The following is a 15,710-nucleotide window of genomic DNA, read 5'->3' as shown; positions in this document are numbered from 1 at the left end:
TGAAGTTGGGTGATCGACTTAGCGAACGATCAGAAAATGAGTGGCCAGCGCCTTTTCAGCGTCCAGATCCAACCCGGTCAGATGGGCTTCGCTGACTTCCGCCAACCGCACCACCGCACGCCCCCGGCGCACCACATCCGACTCACCCAGCGGACCGAAAAGAATGGCGACGGCGGTCTCGCTGCCGTCTTCTGCGTCTGGAGCGTACGGTGCGAACTCGCCGGTGGCCGTCACCAGACCGAGGATCTGGCCCGGTTCCAATGCGGGACCGGCGGCGACGTTGATCGCTTCACGCGAGATGTTCCCGGCCCCTTCGGACAGCAGAAACTCACCGGCGTGGATCGGTTCTTTTTTGATAGTCATGCTCTTGCTCCTTTCGCGCCGTGCGCAGTTCCAGATTGAGCGGCTTGTCGAGCGGCCCAGATCGAAGTGGGATCAGGTTGTTTAGCCTGCACCTGCGGTGCCGGGTCATTGTTCAGTGGCAAGCTGTTATCAATTTCGAAGCCCTTGCCGCTGCTGACGATCTTGTCGAATAGGCGCGCTCGAACCGCCGCAACGTCCAGGCCCGCCGCGACATACTCGACACTGAACTCGGGTAAGCGTGCGGCCACACAAAGGTCGTTCACGGCCTTGGCACGCGTCAGGCCAGCCTGGACGATCTCTTCGCTTTCAAGCCGGGTGGAACTGAGCAGTGGTTCGATCAGGTTACTGATGCCCGACTCGGCGCATCGCTGAGTGATCATCAGGGCCAACTTGGCCGAATCGATCACGGGCGGAGTCAGTGGTGGATCGTCCGGCTCTAACTCGGGATCCGGCTCGGGTGGCTCGTCGAATTGAGCCAGTAGTTCGGCCGGCGTGTGCTGGTAACGCTGCAACACGGCACCCTGCCCGAGACAAGCCTTCACCTTGACACCGTCACCGACTTCATCGGCCAGCCCCAGGGCCACCGCTTCACTGGCGGTCAACCAAGTTTCAGCGGCGACCAGACGCCGCAACTCCTCCTCATCGATGTCCGGCGCCTTGGCCTTGTAGGCCGCAATGATGGCCTCCATCGTCTGATCGAGGACATCGGCCACCTTGCGGAAGTCTTCGGCATCACCGGCGGCGTAGGTCCACGGGTTGTGGATCATCAGCATGGCGTTGGACGCGATCACGACGCGGTTTGCGCCGCACACCGCCACGCTGGCGGCACTGGCCGCCAACGCGTCGATGCGACCGGTACAGCGTTCACCCAAACGCGACAACGCGTTGTGCATCGCCAGCCCGTCGAACAGGTCGCCACCGATGCTGTTGAAGGCGGCGATCACCGGTGACACACCATCGTCCATGGCGCGCAAGTCCTGCACGAACTGGTTGGCAGTGATACCCCAGCCGCCGATCTCGCCATAGACAAACACTTCGATGACCCGCTCGGCAGCCTCGCCGCTGGCCTGCAGCGCGTACCAGGTCTTGTCCTGCACCGGCACGCGCTTGCCCGCCCGGTTATAAACGCGTGGCCGCGCCTTCTTGCTCATGGTTGCTCCTTTTCGTCGACGGGGACGAACGCTTCAAGAGTGGTGTAATTGAGGCCAAGGGTTGTGGCCCGGGCCAGATCGGCGGCGTTTTCCGCGTCGACCGTTTCAGCGTCATAGCCGGTACGCAGGACCATTTCACTGCGCGAGGCGAAGCCGGCCTGTACTTCCATCCGTCGCGCCTGCACGTCCTGCACCGGCTGGATGTAGGCCCAGCCTTGCGGTACCCAACGGGTGCGCAGGTATTCACGGCGCCGCAGGGCGTAGTCATCCAGCTGGAGGACACCTGACAGCACCGCCATGTCCATCCAGGCCGCCCGAACCGGACGGCACAGCTGGTGCACGTACACGCTGAACTGAAGTTGTTCCAGACGGCGCCGAAACTCGTTGAGTACCACTCGCAGCGCCCGGTCGTTGACCTCGCGCATGTCGCCGGTGAGGATCTCGTAAGGCGTCCCGGTCCCCGCTGCGGCCGCCATCAGCTGCTGCCGCATGAAGTCGGGATAGTTGTTGCCCGCATCCGGTGGCTTGGAAAACTCGACCTCTTCACCCGGCCCCAGCTCCTGCATGGTGCCGGGCTCCAGCGCGACCATCGGCGTGAAACCGTCGCGGTCCAGGCTCAGCGGTTGGCCGGTGACCGGATCCCTCGGTACGGGGCCGGAGTCCGGCGCTGGCCGGCTGATAAAGCCGGCAAACAGGTTGGCCACTTCTTGCCGGAACAGCACCGCGTCGTCGTAGTTATCGAGGCTGCGTAGGCGCTTGAGCACCGGCGACAAGCGCGGCACGCCGCGCAACTGGCCCGGTTCGACCGGCTCGAAGATGTGCAGTACCTGGGTGGCCGGCACTCGCACCAGCTGGTTGTAACCCGCATTCAGCGACGAGGCATCGCGTGGATGCGCCAGGTACATCCAGTACGCCACGCGCTTGCCGCCGGGGGTGAACTCGATGCCGGCGCGGATAAAGTTGCCATCACGGGTGGTCTCGAACTTGTCATGCGGGACAAACTCCGGGGCCAGGATTTGCAGCTGCAACGGCACCGCGAGGCCTTCGTCCAGGCCGCGCGGACGCAATCGAACAAAACATTCGCCCGAGGTTTCCACCGTGCGGGCCACCAGCGCCTGCTGGCCGTTGAAGTCGGTACGCTCATCGGCGTCCGACTCATCAACCCAGTCGTCCCAAAGTTCCTGCAGCAGTTTGCGCAGGGCTTCGTCGTCGGTTTTCGGTCGTGGTGTGATGCCGGTACCGATCAAGTTGCTGACGCGCTTGTCGATCACGTTATAGGCATAGGGGTCATTGCGAACCGCTGCCCGCGAGCGTGAGCGCAGATTGCGCAGCGCCGGGGTGTTGATGCTGTTGATCCCGTTGTCCGGAGCATCCCAGCCAGTGGATCGGCGGCCCTCCCCGGCGCCTTCGTAACTGGCCTTGATGTTCGACGGCAACACGAATCCGTTACGGGTGAGCGTCGGATAGCGGGCCATTAAAGTCCTTTGCCTCCGTGGCAAAGCCGAACGACGCGGGAGCGCGGTCCGGCCGAGTTCACCAGCGAGGTGCGGATTTCGTCGCGAGCTTTGAGCAGCTCGTCGACAGAGCGGTATTCCACGGTGCGGTCGGTGTAACGCACGGTTTTTTCACCGCGTGCGATGGCCGCCTCAACCGCGTCGAGGTGCTTTTGGGTAAATGACATATCAGCGTCTCTTCAGGTAACCGCTGCTGGAACTGCGGCGTTGAGGTGGCGGTGCTGCGGGTCGTGATGGCACGACGGGAGCAGCGGGTTGCGGAACCGGTTGTGGTACGACAGCGGGTGTAGCCTGCTCGGTATTGCTGATGCGCTTGCCTTGCACGGGCTTGATACCCAACGCTTCGTCGAACAATCCTGACTGCGCCAGAGACTGACGCACCCGCTCCCAGTCATGTTCCTTGTAGCGGTTGAGGCCCAGGTAATGCGCCATGGCCAGGCAGTACACCATCAGGTCGAGTGCTTCGTTGCGCTCGGCCTTGCCCTTGACCCATTCGATACGCTTGTGACCACGGATGTAGCGCGCCACCTTGCGCTCCGCGACGCACTGATCGAAAAAATCGTCGGGCAGGTCATTGGCGAAGTGCAATGCTCCCGGGCCGGCTTCGAATGGATAGCGGTTGTAGATCCAGTCCTTTGCCGTGTCGGTACCGACGAACCACAGCTCGGCGCCGTTGCGTTCGGTCTGGCCTTTCCAAGTCACGTCGACCATGGAGGGGCGCTGAGCTATGACCGGTTTACCGGGTTTGCTCGCCCCCTTGATGGCAAACACGTTGCGCCAGCGACGAACGCGGCAGAACTGGTACACCTCATCGGTGTGGTGACCACCAGAGTCGACCGCCACTGCAAGAATGCCGAGACCGACACCGCACGGATGGCGGTACTTGGCCTTGAGCAGTTCGTCCAGTGCGGCCCAGGTGCGCTCATCGGCAGGGTCGCCTGAGACAATCTGGTAATCGATGACCCAGCGCTCCATGCCGACGCCCCAGCCCATGGCCATGAACTCCAGGCGATTGGCCTGAACGTCGACGGCACCGGTGATCATCAGCACAGCAGCCGGCATCGAACCGAGGCCGAAGAGCTCCAACCGTGCCCGTTTGCGCAAGGTGTCGGCCTTGGTTTGCTCCTGCGCGCTGTCCCACACCTTGGCCAGACGAGTGTTGTAAAACACCTGCATGGGTTCCAGATCGCCTTTGGCCTGGGCCTTTTTCGCCTTTTCAAACTGTTTGGCCAGCGACTTCCAGTCCATCCAACCGAGGGGCGAATACAGCGCATTGAGATGAAAGCCGACCGTCTCGCCATCGCCTTCGGCGTGGGCACGCCACTCGCCGTTGGTGAGCATTTCGCCCTTGTGGAACTCCTCAATCAGCACATCGCAGTCAGGGCCAGCGCACTGGTAGTGCACGACGCTGTAATCCTTCGAGTAATGCAGGCGCTCCCATTCCAGGGTTTGCATGTGGCCGCAGCTCGGACACGGCACGTAGTAGTGACGCTGGTCACTGCCATCGAACAGGTCGGAAATTCGCGACGCACCCTTGATCGTGGGCGAGCTGGAAAAGTAGAACTTGGCGTTGCGGCCGAAGGTACTGCCACGCGTTTCTGCCAGCTCGATGGGATCACCCTCCTCGCCGATGTCCACTTCCCAGCGGTCGATCTCGTCGCCGTACACGTAGCGCGCCGACAACTCCGACAGGTTGGCCGCCGAGCCAGCAGTGGTGACGTACAACGTCCCACCCTCGAACTCCTTGGTGTCCATGGTATTACGCGAGTCCCGGGAGCGGTTAGCCGCGACACGCTCGCGCAATACCGGCGTTGCTTTGATGGTTTTGCCGATCCGCGACGACACCCGTTTGGCCAGGCCCAGACTGGGCAGCAGCGCCAGGATGTTCGACGGCGCCATGTGCATCAGGCCACCGATCCAGTTCAGACCAATCTGGGTTTTCATCAGCTGCGACGCGACCATAGTGATCACGCGCTTGCAGGGGTGAGCCGGCGACAGGCAACGCATGGGCTCGCGGGCATACGGTGTGCGCGAGGTCCGGTACTGGCCGGGCTCAGCGGCGCCGGTGTCGCGCGGGATGCGCATGTACTCGTCGGCCCACTGATCGATCCAGACATCCGGGTCGGGCCGCAGCCCACGGAAATACGCCTCACGGTACACCTCTGCACCGTCAGGAATGTCCGTGGGCATAGGTCAACTCGTAGTTAGTGCATGTTCAAGGTCCGCTGAGGACATGCGCTCGGCATCCTCCAGCGAGCGACGGATCGCCGCCGTCAGGTGCTTTTCGATTTCCCAAGGGTCTGTCATGGAGGCCAGTTCGGGAGCCAGCTGCGGCGGCATGCCCAGCAATTGATCGCGCAACATGCGGCCAGCGTTGTAAGCGCCCGTCTGGACCGCCGTTGCGAACACCAGCGAGCCTTTGGCCTTGTGCAACTCGATCTCGGCGAGCTGTGCCAGGTTGTGCTCGCGCAGTGCACGCGCTTTCTGGAAGTCCGGCAATTGCCCGGAAGAGGCAATCACTGGCGGCGGCGCAGCCAGGGACGTTGGTTCGACCTGGCTGGACAGCTGGCTGTACACGTCACGCTGCAGCCGATCTTGATGATGACGATCGGCAACAGCGGCCTTGCTGGGGTCAGCGGTGTCGCGAATCAACGCTTCGCTGGCCGTGACATCCACCTGCTTACCATCGGCGGTGAGCACCAGCCGGTTGTTGTTTTTCAACCAGGTGATGTAGCTGGGCGCCCTGCCGATCCGAGCCGCGAAGGCGCTCTTTGACAGGTACATTGGTTCTGTCATAAGCCCTCCTTTTCAACGGCTTTTCAATGCAAACCTTTCAATTTCAATGGATTGAATTTCAGTAAGCTGGCAACCCTGCCGCTAACACTTTCCCGCGGGTTTGCGACCCCGTACCCATCGAATAACCCCAGGGTCCCCGGCGATTTCATCACTGCCCGCCACCGCTCGGAGGGACCTCGCAGATCCCAGCCCGTTTCGCCAACCACCGAGCGTACAACCCGCTGGCCACATCGGCACCGAGACAAGCCACCACACTCCCAATCGCTGCAGCGGTCATCAGACTGCAACCCAGCGCCGTGGCGAGCAACACCGTTGCCAGACCAAATACCGCCGAAGCACCGAAGCGCAATAGCACCCGCTTGATCAACACCGGCACCGCCATCCCTGCCGCATCAGCGCGCCACATCTCCCCAGTTAAACCGGCAAGCGCCACTAGAATCAGCAGCCAGGTTGGAAGATTGGCCAGCGACTGCTGCATCTCCTGTTCAGTCGACATTCGTTGCCTCCTCGGCAATGGAAGAAATAAACCTATGTCTCGGGCGTAACTGGCGGCCCAAGCCAGGGCCGGCAGCAAGAATGAAAAACCCCGCCGAAGCGGGGTTAGGTGACCGGCTCAGGGAAGGCCGGGTGAAGCTGCACAGCACGTGCGAGGTCAGCGCCAAGGCGCAAATTCCATATCGTGGGGACTTTTTACCTGTCTCCGGAAAAACCGAAAAGGGGGCATTTTCGGTTGTTCAACTCGACACAACTTTGACGCAACTTTGACGCAGGTTTGAGGCAAACCACCCCGACGAATGGTAATCAGCAAACCCGCGTGCGCTTGCTCATTGATGCGCGCGTGTAGTTGGTTTCCACCGTACCACTGCGGCGCTCACGCCCACGTGTTGTTGCGCTGCGCACAGTCAGGATCAACAACACTTGCTGGTGCAAACGATGCAACCAATTCCGGTAGGTCCGGTCAGCATCCTCGGCCAACTGCAACAACCGAAGCTGCTCACGCACAGTCATGGGAGGCTGGGCCAAGTAGCGATTGCGAGCCAACAAAGCCAGCTGGGCGCCCTTCTTCGATTGCCGTTCGAGCTGCGCCACAGCAGCGGCAACCTCGGTACTGGCATGGTCCATACCGCCACCGGCCGACATCATCAGATCTCGCGATCCCGGAGTACCGCGGGGAGCGCAACCGCCATACTGCATGATCGTCGCCATCGGACTACCCAAACCACCACCGTCGCCAACCTGGCCGTGCTGAGCGCCCCAATGCTGCATCAATGCTTCCACTTCCTCGATCATCGCCCCACTCCCCTGAAAATCGAACCCGACACAAAAAACACGCTACTCGACACAAACCCAACACAATTAAAACCCTTTAAAATCAATAGCTTTAATCGACTTGTGTTTAGTGTGTTGGGTTTGTTGGGTATTCCTGTTCTCGCATGAAGAAAATAATCTGCCATCAGAAACCGACTATCTAACGACATGCATGCGCGCACGCGTAGCGAAACCCAACACACCCGACACAAAGCCCGCAAACGTCCGAAAAAGAAGGCTCCAATCTGTGTGGGGTATCTGAAATCAACCCAACACACACCCGACACACCCGACACACTTTTAGATGTAGTCATGCGGCAGCCGCCTTGATGTGGTCCCAGCTGTCCACATGCCAGCCCGCGAGCTTCGCCTTGGCCCGCCAATTTTCGACCTGCTTGCCCAGCTCGGCCGCCTTCAGTGATGGGGGCGGGGAAGCGTCCGGATCGACGGGAAAGAAGAACGCGCCAAAGCGCCGGTTGTTGCCGTCGGTCCAGGGAATGGCGCGAGTTTTATCGACCTCGGAACTGATGAACAGCGAGAACTTCGTCTGACTCATCACATGCTCTTTATTGCGCTGGCACCATTCGAGGAACAGGGAATAAAGGTCAGTTGACAGACACGGCCCCCAAAGCCCCTGGCCCAGCTCGCTGTACTTCCATAGATGCAAGAACGTCTGCCATCCGGCCCGACTCAAGGCCACCAGGCGCTCACGGGCATCGGTTGATGGTGGTCGTGTCCGCTGGTTGAAGTCACCCAGATCGACCGACAACAACCAACCGTACAGCGCTGCGACGCCACCCTGCTCCAGCTCCCGCCCGATTGCTTTTTGCCGCTCGACCGGCAAGGTTTCCATAGGCCACATCACCAGCATCCGCCGGTCACTGTCGCTGATCGGCCACGGCAAAATCTCGTTGCTCAGGAACACGGCATTCATATGGTTGGCCTCCTCCCAACCGTTGATGAACTTCGACTCCATGCGCACCGTCTTGCCGGTGATCAGGTGCTTGATCTTGCCCACCTGGTTGTATCGCTGATCGCGACTCACCACCTCTTCAAATACCGACCACAATTTGCGGCTTTGCCAGGCGTTGAAGTTGCTCTCCAGCTGCGTCTGACCGACCGTGGCCGCGTACTGGCCGTACAACATGCCCAGCGCATCTGCGAACAGCAGGCTTTTGCCTGAGCCCTCCATGATCGAGTGCATCAGCACCGCGGTATCCATTTTGGCGCCCAGGTGCTGCAACGGGTACGCCAACCAGCGGGTCAGCCATTGGTGCGCCGCTTCATCGTGGTTGCACAAAAACGAAATCAGCCAACGCAGGTTGGCGCAGGCTTCGTCATCCCTGACCGGCTCGAGCGGCAGGCCATCAAAGGTATTGATGTACACCGCAGGGTCCTTGCTCATGGTCGGATCAAACACAATATGTTCGACATCCACGGTGCGCCGCTCACTGCTGTTCAGCCACAGCGGATAAGTGTCGCCCAGCGCCATCTTTACCGCGCCCTCGGCAATACGCCGCTTCTTTTCCCGATCCCAGACATCCTTGGTACCGTCGATGTACACATATCGGTCAGTCGGTTGCATGCCGAACGCACCGCCCTTTTTACCCGCCATGCGCCGCGCTTGCTCGATGTCACGGACGTGATCATCCGCAATCAACCGTTTGCCCATGTCATCCAACCACGCCTTGGCGAGAGGCTTGCCCACCCGCGCCTCAAACGCGGCCTTCTTCATCACCCGAGACTGGTCGCAGTCCCACACTTGCGTAGTGCCCTCGACCAAAGCAAAACGCCGCAATAACTGGTCAAGCGTCAGCGACTCCCCCGCGCCCCCCTCAGGAGCCGGAGCGGCCTCGCTGACTTCGTCGGCGGCGGAGCCCGGCTCGCACTGGTCACCAGATGGGGTCGGGGGAAGATCACGCGGATCAGGACGCGAGGAATGCTGCATACCCATCATGCGAGCAGCGTCCTTCACCGCCTTCGACTGGTCACCACCGTGCTCGAGTAAACAGAACACCTCGAAAGCGTCATTCTGATGCCCGTTCGCAAGCGGATCGGCACCGTGGTGGGAGTAGACCTTGCCTTCACTGATCGTCACGCCGGGCAGCCCGGTGCTGCTCTGCGGGTAAAGCCACTTGCTGCCCCGCTTGATGTAACCGTGGCTACGCAGCAGCTCCTCGATATCGTGACACCGATTGAACTCATCGATCACCGATGGCTGCTTACCCGCAGCCGGCGCTGAACGCTTATTGACCTTCGCCGGCGCCACGGTTGCCTTGATCGCCCACGGGCACGCTGCCTCTGCATCACGCTTGAAAATGTCCCAGTTTTGCCAGATAGCCAGCAGGTCGACAGTCAGCGTCGGCAAACCGTCCGTGGCGCTGGGCGGCGTCCGCCAGGTGTAAGGCTTGCCGGTACCCGGATGAATCGAAGGCGGGAACACGTCCTGTACCAGGCCAGCACGCAGTTCGAACACCGTGAAGCGCTTGTACTCTTCGGCCTCCGTGCGCGCCGCAGTTTCCCCGACGGCATCGCCCTGCTCTTTCGCAGCCTTGGCTTTGTCCATCAGGCCTTTGTGAATCGAACCGTCAGGGTCTTTTTCATTCGACCATGAGAGAGAATGCCGGGTTAGCTCAATGCCTTCCGGCAGCTTGAACAGCACCCGGAAGCGCGCCGGGTTCCCGACAATGGTCGGGTACACCAACGCCATGGCATCCAGATCGACCCCCAGCAGCTCATACAACACATGACGCGTCCACTGAACGTCGTCGACGTCCAGCGAACAGACACGGCTCGGCCCAAGTACGACGCCGAGGTTGTGATTAGGGTTTCGTTGCCAGAATGCTTCAGCCGTGGCGGCATCGGTAAAGTAGCCGCCCGGTTTGTTCCACCCCATGCCCTTTGGGGCTTTTTCACCTGGCTCGATTGATACCAGGGCAAGATCGAAAGTGTTGATGTAACGTTTTGCCCAATTGGCGATGGCTATTCCTTTGGCCGGTTCAGTCATCGCCGGGCCTCCCGCAACCCCTGACAGTCAACACAGGTTTGGCAACCCTCAATCGACTGTTGTCGGCGTAACGGGATGGGTTCGTCACAATCTGCGCAAAACTGGGCGCTGACGCGGCTAGATGGCGCAAGGCGACTGCGCTGAAGCGCAACGTCGAGCAGGTATTGCGCCTGGTCGTTGGCGCGATCGATTTCGTCAGCCATGGTTGCGATCCTCCATCGCCTGACGAGCACCCGCCATGATGCCGAGGATTTCGCGAATCACGTCCATGCCACGCTGCTCTAGATCCACGACCTCGCGAAGCTCCCAGACGTTGTCGGCTGCACCGTCGTGCATCGCAGACACAAACTCCCCCGTCTCACCGAGCAACTTGCCAACGGCTTTCAAAGCATCCCGGGTTGCCGGGACTGGGACCGGGCGATACCACACCGCACCCGCTGGACGCATCAGCGCGTCAAGCAAACGTGAGTCACCGGTCAGCCGGATAACTTCCTCAAGCTCATCAGGGTTCAGCCAGCGGCGTTCTTCATCGAGTTTGAGTTTCTTCTGCAGGGTGTCGTTGTCCAACACCATGTCAAACGCAAGGGCGGTAATTCCGCCCTTGTAGTCACGACCAGCGCGATAAATCGCCTGGCGCAAAGGAAGGACCGGACCTGCGTCCGGCAATAGATCTGTGCGACTCATAACCGTAAATCCCCCGTTTACGGTGTAGCCATAAGACGGGGTAATCCCTATCCTACGACCACGACCGATGTACATGTGCTGTGTGTCGTCGTAGCTGGGTTGGGGGATCTTTGGTGAGAGGCCCCAACCCGGCACCCTTTAAGCAGCTTTGGAACCGCGAAGGTAAGCCCAGTCAATGTCTGCACGGAGTTGCTCGCAAGTGACTGAACCTGCCGACTCTCGCTCGATAGCGACCGCCAAAGCAGCGCCAGCCCGACGGTTGCCGTAAGCGACCTGCTTCAATTGGCCGACTGACGTACCGCAACGGCCCGCGAATGCATCCAGCGCGGCTTTATCAAGACTCTTCAAATACTCGTGCAAGGTCATATGCACCTCCTTTTGAACGCCGAGATTAGCAACTGCTAATGCTTTCAGCAATAGCAAACCGTAATTTACTGTTTGCTAACGGAAGGCGATGATTGGGGAATGGATATAAAGAAGATGCGAATTCAGGTGCTGCGTGACTTGATGGGCGAAAAAACCCAGAAAGAGTTCGCCGACCAATACAACCTAGACGCCTCATACCTGTCGCAATTGCTCAACGGGCATAGATCGCTTGGCGAGAAAGCGGCTGCAAATCTTGAAGCGAAAATTGGTCTTGTCGAGGGCACGCTAACAGCGCCGTCCGTCTCGATGCGTGCTCCCACATCTAGAGCGCCTCAAACACCAGAGAATGAAATCGTCCAAAGCAATGCCGAGTATCTCGGCCCCATTGATGTTTGGGACGATGCTACCCCCTTGGATGATGACGAGGTCTACGTGCCGTTTCTTAAGGAAGTCGAACTATCCGCGGGGAGCGGCCGAACCGCTGTACATCAGTCGCACAAGCAAAAACTTCGCTTCGGTAAAATGACCCTAAGGCGACAAAACGTCCAGGCAAATGAAGCGGTCTGCGTAACTGTTAACGGCAACAGCATGGAACCCGTTCTACCTCACGGAAGCACCGTAGGAGTTGACCAGGGCTGCACAACCATCACCGATGGAAAAATGTACGCGCTGAATCACGGAGGCCAGTTGCGAGTGAAAACGTTGTACCGGCTACCTGGTGGAGGCATCAGGATGCGTAGCTATAACCGGGAAGAGCATCCAGATGAAGAGTACAGTGCGACCGATCTGCTCAAAAACGAAATCATCGTGATCGGCAAAGTCTTCTGGTATTCCGTACTGCTGTAACCGATCGCCTCTTAAAGAACCCGCCACGTGCGGGTTTTTTTTTGCACATCGCAAAACTAAATTAGCATCCGCTATTGCATGTTTATTTAGCTATTGCTAATTTTGCACTCGTACCTACCTCTCACCAAAGAGTACGAGCCATGCAAACCCCACAGCACAGCAACACCCGCTGCCCCGTTTATCTACACCCAACAGCAGCAACCAACCGCGCAGCCATAATCGCCATTCAGCAAACGACTGGCCTGCTCGTCATCACCAATGTACGCAGCAAGGCTGCAGCACAGCTCATCGCTAGCGCCGACACTTCCCCATGGGGAGGTGACGCAGCATGAAGCAACTATTGATCGGGCTTGCTGGCCGCGCACGCACCGGAAAAACCACTGCCGCCAATCACCTGGCCAACGTTCACGGCTTCCAGACCTACGCATTCGCAGACCCACTCCGCGAAGGTCTGATGAACATCTTCAACCTGAGTCCGTGCGACTTTGACGATGATCGCAAAGAGCAACCCATCGGCTGGCTCGGTCGCTCCGCTCGCGAGTTGATGCAGTCCATGGGCACCGAATGGGGCCGCAACATGGTCCACCCAGAGCTATGGCTGCTACTGGCCGAACAGAACCTCGAATTCCTAGGCCAAGCGCACGACACCGCGACCGGTTTCGTCATTAGTGATCTGCGTTTTGAGAACGAAGCCGACTTTGTCCGCAAGCGTGGCGGCATCGTGATCCACGTCCTTCGACCTGACGCGACAGAGGTCAATCCGCACGTCAGCGAAACGGGCATCGGCATTCAGGACAACGACCTAGTGCTGCACAACGAAGGTGCGCTCGACGACCTTTTCGGACAGATCGACGAGTTCTTCGGCGCTCTGACAGCCCGCCCTGACAGCGCCGCAGCCTGAGGACCGCGCCATGAATCGCACCCTGGACGAAACGGCAGCCGTACTCGGCCTCAAGCCCCGCGCCTTCCGCACCAGGTTGCGGGAGCTGGGAATCCTCACCAACAACGGCGAGCTCGCCAGCAAACACCGCGATCGCGGTTACCTGTTCTCCGACCCACGTAGTACCTGGGTCCCTGCCATCAAGCAGCACCGCCACTACGCAGTGGTGATGGTGAAAGAAGCAGGCGTTGAGTGGGTCGCCAAGAAACTGAACATCACCATTACGCACAAGGACGCCGCAGCATGAGCCAGAACGCCATTACCCAAGCCATCGGCGCACTGAAGCTGGTTCCGATGTTTCTCAACCATCCGACCGTCATCAGTCGCGCCACGCTAATAGGCGCGTCAGCCGAAGCGGTACAGCTTCTAGAGTCGCTGCCACCAGTCAGCGCTGAGCTGGCCGAGGTATTTCGCTGTGTCGACGCAGTCATTGGCGAAGGGCAAATCGCCTACGTCACGCCGACTAAATCACCGGAGTACCCCTACGGCGCCGTCGTCGCCGACCAACGCGGCAACGTGTGCGCGGCAGCAATGGGCAAAAGCAAAGAAGGCCTCGCCGAACTGATCCGCCTCAAATTGCTGCCCCCATCGGAGGGGGTCGGGGAGGAAGCGGCATGAGCAACACCCTCGACCAACTTCGGCGCCAGTTCGCGACACCTTGCCCGACGCTGGCAGCCGTTCGCGAGCACTACTTCTCGCACATCCGCACCGATCGCTACCTGCTGGCCGAGATCAAAGCCGGCCGTATTGCGCTGGTTGTGAATCGGCTACACGGGTCCGCTCGCGCACAGCGAGTGGTGTACCTGCACGACCTGGCTGACTTTCTCGACGCGCAAGCAGCCTGATTCACGGTGGTCCCTGCCGTCCAGGGACAAACAACTCGTACTCAAGAAGGCACAGCACATGAAAGCCACGGACACGAATGACTTCTTTAACTCACTCAATGCAGGCGTCTTCGCCCAGCAAATCGGCCAAGCCCTTTCAAACGTCGCCGCCGGGGTCATCGACTATGGCAAAGCGGGCGAAGTGAAAATCACACTGAAGATGAAGCAAATCGGCCAGAGCAATCAGGTCGCAATCAGCCATACCCTGGACTTCGCCCAGCCCACCAAACGCGGCAAGTTGCGTGAGGACTCAACTCTGGACACTCCGCTGTACCTCACTCCTCAAGGGCTGACCCTGTTCCAGAACGACCCGACTTCGCAGCTCTTCAAGAGCGAAGACACCCCGGTAGTCCCTCGCTAAAAGCATCACCAAGACGCAGCACCAAAGTCCTCTCACCAAAAAGGAAGCATCAATGCCACTCGCTAAAGACACACTCGAACTGATCGTCGCCCAAGCACATGCCGCTAGYGCCCTTCCCGCAACGCTCCTTCCTGTAACCGCGCTGCCGGACAATGTTCAAATCCATAACCTTGAAAAGTACCAGGCGCTGCGCTCCCGTTTCCGCGGTGCGCTGCACACCAGCAGCTTGCGCGACTTTGCTGAGTACACGATCTTGCGCACCGGCCCCACCGCCAAAGGTTTCGTCGATCAGGACGACATGAGCTGCAAGATCTTTTTCAACCTCGGCGACGACACTGCACCGGGCCATGCAGATGACGTGGCAACACTGAAACTCAAGCCGACAGCAGCCTACAAAGCACTCCAGCAAATCGCCGGTAAGAAACTCAGCCAGCGCGACCTGGCAGAGTGGATCGAAGACTGGCACCTCAGCCTTGTGGCAAGCAAGGAAGGTGGCGGCACCATGCCCATCAGTGCAGCCATCGCAAGCGTGCGCAACATCACCATCGAAGCCCGCAGCTCGGCCACCAACAGCGAACACAACTTCGGCGCCTCCCGCAGCGCAATGGATAGCATCGAAGCCGCCAGCACCGAGAGCCGTATTGAAGCGCTGTTCTTCGAGCTGGTCCCGTACGAAGGCCTGGGGACCCGAGTCTTCACCCTGAAGCTCAGCATCCTAACCGGCGATGACAAACCAACCCTCAAACTCCGCTGGGCAGGCGAAGAACAGCAGGTCGAAGAAATCGCCCAGGAGTTCAAAACGACACTCGCCAAAGAAGTCGGCGGAGCCGCGACGCTGACCCTGGGCACCTTCAGCGCGTAACCAGTCAACCCAAGTAGCAACACCCCGCCGCCGGCCTCTCACCAACGATCCCGACGGCGGGTTCTGCCGAGGAACACAGCACATGCAAACAAACCACCTGATCATCGCCGCCTACTCAGCCCTTGGGCTGTTGCTGATGACCTATTTCATCCGCAGTGCAATCCAGCGAGCATTCGCGCGCGCCGCGGCACGTCATGCCATGGAGCTCAGGGAACACCGGGAACGCATTGCCGCGTTGACCAACGACATCATCCACCTCAGCCGCCTGCCCCAAACCGACCCGATGTTCACATGGGCCGACTATCAAACTCTTTTACAGGCTCAATCAACGCTGGTCCTTGCTCAACTGACCTGGCGCGCAATGCCGGGCACAGAGTCGACCCAGCTGAAGGCGGAGAAGCAAGCGCACAAAATCCTCGAACTAGCCAACCGCATCAGCAACACCGTTGAGCAAGGAGCTACCTCGTGACAGCCCTTCGCAGAACAGTCCATATCCGCAGCGGGCATATGCCGCCCCTCGATTTACAAACCATCTGCGACAAGTGCAACAAGTCGCGGGCACATGGAAACCATCAAAGATGCAGCAAACAGCGACAGGCCGAAGGCATCGCCCGTCGCGCTGGGGAGC

General features: G+C 59.7%; 21 protein-coding genes. 9 read left to right on the top strand and 12 right to left on the bottom strand.

What is annotated here, in order from left to right; all coding sequences use genetic code 11:
• Positions 1 to 18 precede the first annotated feature (18 nt).
• The 7 genes from AC1DU9_RS05010 to AC1DU9_RS04980 all read right to left on the bottom strand — a co-directional run bounded on the left by AC1DU9_RS05010 (position 19) and on the right by AC1DU9_RS04980 (position 6,320).
• Positions 19 to 363 (bottom strand): head decoration protein, encoded by a 345-nt coding sequence (locus AC1DU9_RS05010; RefSeq protein ID WP_115947627.1) that lies wholly within the window; start codon positions 361 to 363, stop codon positions 19 to 21.
• Positions 360 to 1,514 (bottom strand): head maturation protease, ClpP-related, encoded by a 1,155-nt coding sequence (locus AC1DU9_RS05005; protein ID WP_477797820.1) that lies wholly within the window; start codon positions 1,512 to 1,514, stop codon positions 360 to 362. Before AC1DU9_RS05005 ends, AC1DU9_RS05010 begins: the two co-directional genes overlap by 4 nt.
• A complete protein-coding gene (locus AC1DU9_RS05000) occupies positions 1,511 to 2,989 on the bottom strand; it encodes a phage portal protein (protein WP_477809835.1) in 1,479 nt (492 codons plus the stop codon). Before AC1DU9_RS05000 ends, AC1DU9_RS05005 begins: the two co-directional genes overlap by 4 nt.
• Entirely contained in the window at positions 2,989 to 3,195 is a 207-nt protein-coding gene (locus AC1DU9_RS04995) for a phage head-tail joining protein (protein WP_008048905.1), read from the bottom strand. The genes AC1DU9_RS05000 and AC1DU9_RS04995 overlap by 1 nt, the downstream gene beginning before the upstream one ends.
• Position 3,196: 1 nt before the next feature.
• Complete coding sequence (locus AC1DU9_RS04990) at positions 3,197 to 5,218, bottom strand: phage terminase large subunit family protein (RefSeq protein WP_477809834.1); 2,022 nt, start codon at positions 5,216 to 5,218, stop codon at positions 3,197 to 3,199.
• 3 nt (positions 5,219 to 5,221) lie between these two features.
• Positions 5,222 to 5,824 (bottom strand): terminase small subunit, encoded by a 603-nt coding sequence (locus tag AC1DU9_RS04985; RefSeq protein ID WP_477809833.1) that lies wholly within the window; start codon positions 5,822 to 5,824, stop codon positions 5,222 to 5,224.
• A 148-nt stretch (positions 5,825 to 5,972) separates the two neighbouring features.
• Complete coding sequence (locus AC1DU9_RS04980; protein WP_090453432.1) at positions 5,973 to 6,320, bottom strand: phage holin family protein; 348 nt, start codon at positions 6,318 to 6,320, stop codon at positions 5,973 to 5,975.
• A gap of 80 nt (positions 6,321 to 6,400) precedes the next feature.
• Here AC1DU9_RS04980 and AC1DU9_RS04975 point away from each other — a divergent pair, with 80 nt between their 5' ends.
• On the top strand, positions 6,401 to 6,589 hold the full coding sequence (locus AC1DU9_RS04975) for a hypothetical protein (protein WP_477809832.1): 189 nt from the start codon (positions 6,401 to 6,403) through the stop codon (positions 6,587 to 6,589).
• A gap of 36 nt (positions 6,590 to 6,625) precedes the next feature.
• Here the strand turns inward: AC1DU9_RS04975 and AC1DU9_RS04970 are convergent, their stop codons facing one another.
• The 5 genes from AC1DU9_RS04970 to AC1DU9_RS04950 form a co-directional block, all read right to left on the bottom strand.
• A complete protein-coding gene (locus AC1DU9_RS04970; protein WP_477809831.1) occupies positions 6,626 to 7,114 on the bottom strand; it encodes a hypothetical protein in 489 nt (162 codons plus the stop codon).
• A gap of 328 nt (positions 7,115 to 7,442) precedes the next feature.
• Entirely contained in the window at positions 7,443 to 10,139 is a 2,697-nt protein-coding gene (locus AC1DU9_RS04965; protein ID WP_477809830.1) for a bifunctional DNA primase/polymerase, read from the bottom strand.
• Positions 10,136 to 10,342: a TraR/DksA C4-type zinc finger protein gene (locus tag AC1DU9_RS04960; protein ID WP_477809829.1), complete on the bottom strand. Its 207-nt coding sequence runs from the start codon at positions 10,340 to 10,342 to the stop codon at positions 10,136 to 10,138. Before AC1DU9_RS04960 ends, AC1DU9_RS04965 begins: the two co-directional genes overlap by 4 nt.
• Positions 10,335 to 10,823 (bottom strand): phage regulatory CII family protein, encoded by a 489-nt coding sequence (locus AC1DU9_RS04955; RefSeq protein WP_477809828.1) that lies wholly within the window; start codon positions 10,821 to 10,823, stop codon positions 10,335 to 10,337. The genes AC1DU9_RS04960 and AC1DU9_RS04955 overlap by 8 nt, the downstream gene beginning before the upstream one ends.
• 138 nt (positions 10,824 to 10,961) lie before the next feature.
• Positions 10,962 to 11,189, bottom strand: a complete 228-nt coding sequence (locus tag AC1DU9_RS04950; protein ID WP_223546723.1) for a transcriptional regulator — start codon at positions 11,187 to 11,189, stop codon at positions 10,962 to 10,964.
• 99 nt (positions 11,190 to 11,288) lie between these two features.
• Here AC1DU9_RS04950 and AC1DU9_RS04945 point away from each other — a divergent pair, with 99 nt between their 5' ends.
• The 8 genes from AC1DU9_RS04945 to AC1DU9_RS04910 all read left to right on the top strand — a co-directional run bounded on the left by AC1DU9_RS04945 (position 11,289) and on the right by AC1DU9_RS04910 (position 15,551).
• Positions 11,289 to 12,035, top strand: coding sequence for a LexA family transcriptional regulator (locus AC1DU9_RS04945; protein WP_223546722.1), 747 nt, complete (start codon positions 11,289 to 11,291; stop codon positions 12,033 to 12,035).
• A 328-nt stretch (positions 12,036 to 12,363) separates the two neighbouring features.
• On the top strand, positions 12,364 to 12,936 hold the full coding sequence (locus AC1DU9_RS04940; protein ID WP_477809827.1) for a deoxynucleotide monophosphate kinase family protein: 573 nt from the start codon (positions 12,364 to 12,366) through the stop codon (positions 12,934 to 12,936).
• A gap of 10 nt (positions 12,937 to 12,946) precedes the next feature.
• Positions 12,947 to 13,222 (top strand): hypothetical protein, encoded by a 276-nt coding sequence (locus AC1DU9_RS04935; protein ID WP_477809826.1) that lies wholly within the window; start codon positions 12,947 to 12,949, stop codon positions 13,220 to 13,222.
• On the top strand, positions 13,219 to 13,593 hold the full coding sequence (locus AC1DU9_RS04930) for a hypothetical protein (protein WP_477809825.1): 375 nt from the start codon (positions 13,219 to 13,221) through the stop codon (positions 13,591 to 13,593). Before AC1DU9_RS04935 ends, AC1DU9_RS04930 begins: the two co-directional genes overlap by 4 nt.
• On the top strand, positions 13,590 to 13,820 hold the full coding sequence (locus tag AC1DU9_RS04925; protein WP_477809824.1) for a pyocin activator PrtN family protein: 231 nt from the start codon (positions 13,590 to 13,592) through the stop codon (positions 13,818 to 13,820). Before AC1DU9_RS04930 ends, AC1DU9_RS04925 begins: the two co-directional genes overlap by 4 nt.
• Before the next feature lie 58 nt (positions 13,821 to 13,878).
• Positions 13,879 to 14,220 carry a hypothetical protein gene (locus AC1DU9_RS04920; protein WP_008048880.1) on the top strand — a complete coding sequence of 114 codons (342 nt, stop codon included), beginning with the start codon at positions 13,879 to 13,881 and terminating at the stop codon, positions 14,218 to 14,220.
• Positions 14,221 to 14,272: 52 nt separating this feature from the next.
• Positions 14,273 to 15,082, top strand: a complete 810-nt coding sequence (locus AC1DU9_RS04915) for a DUF2303 family protein (protein WP_477809823.1) — start codon at positions 14,273 to 14,275, stop codon at positions 15,080 to 15,082.
• An 82-nt stretch (positions 15,083 to 15,164) separates the two neighbouring features.
• Positions 15,165 to 15,551, top strand: a complete 387-nt coding sequence (locus tag AC1DU9_RS04910; RefSeq protein ID WP_477809822.1) for a hypothetical protein — start codon at positions 15,165 to 15,167, stop codon at positions 15,549 to 15,551.
• The last annotated feature ends 159 nt before the right edge of the window (positions 15,552 to 15,710 follow it).

It is taken from the genome of Pseudomonas sp. P4_C1, from assembly GCF_056402155.1.
This window is presented reverse-complemented; position numbering and strand designations above follow the sequence as displayed.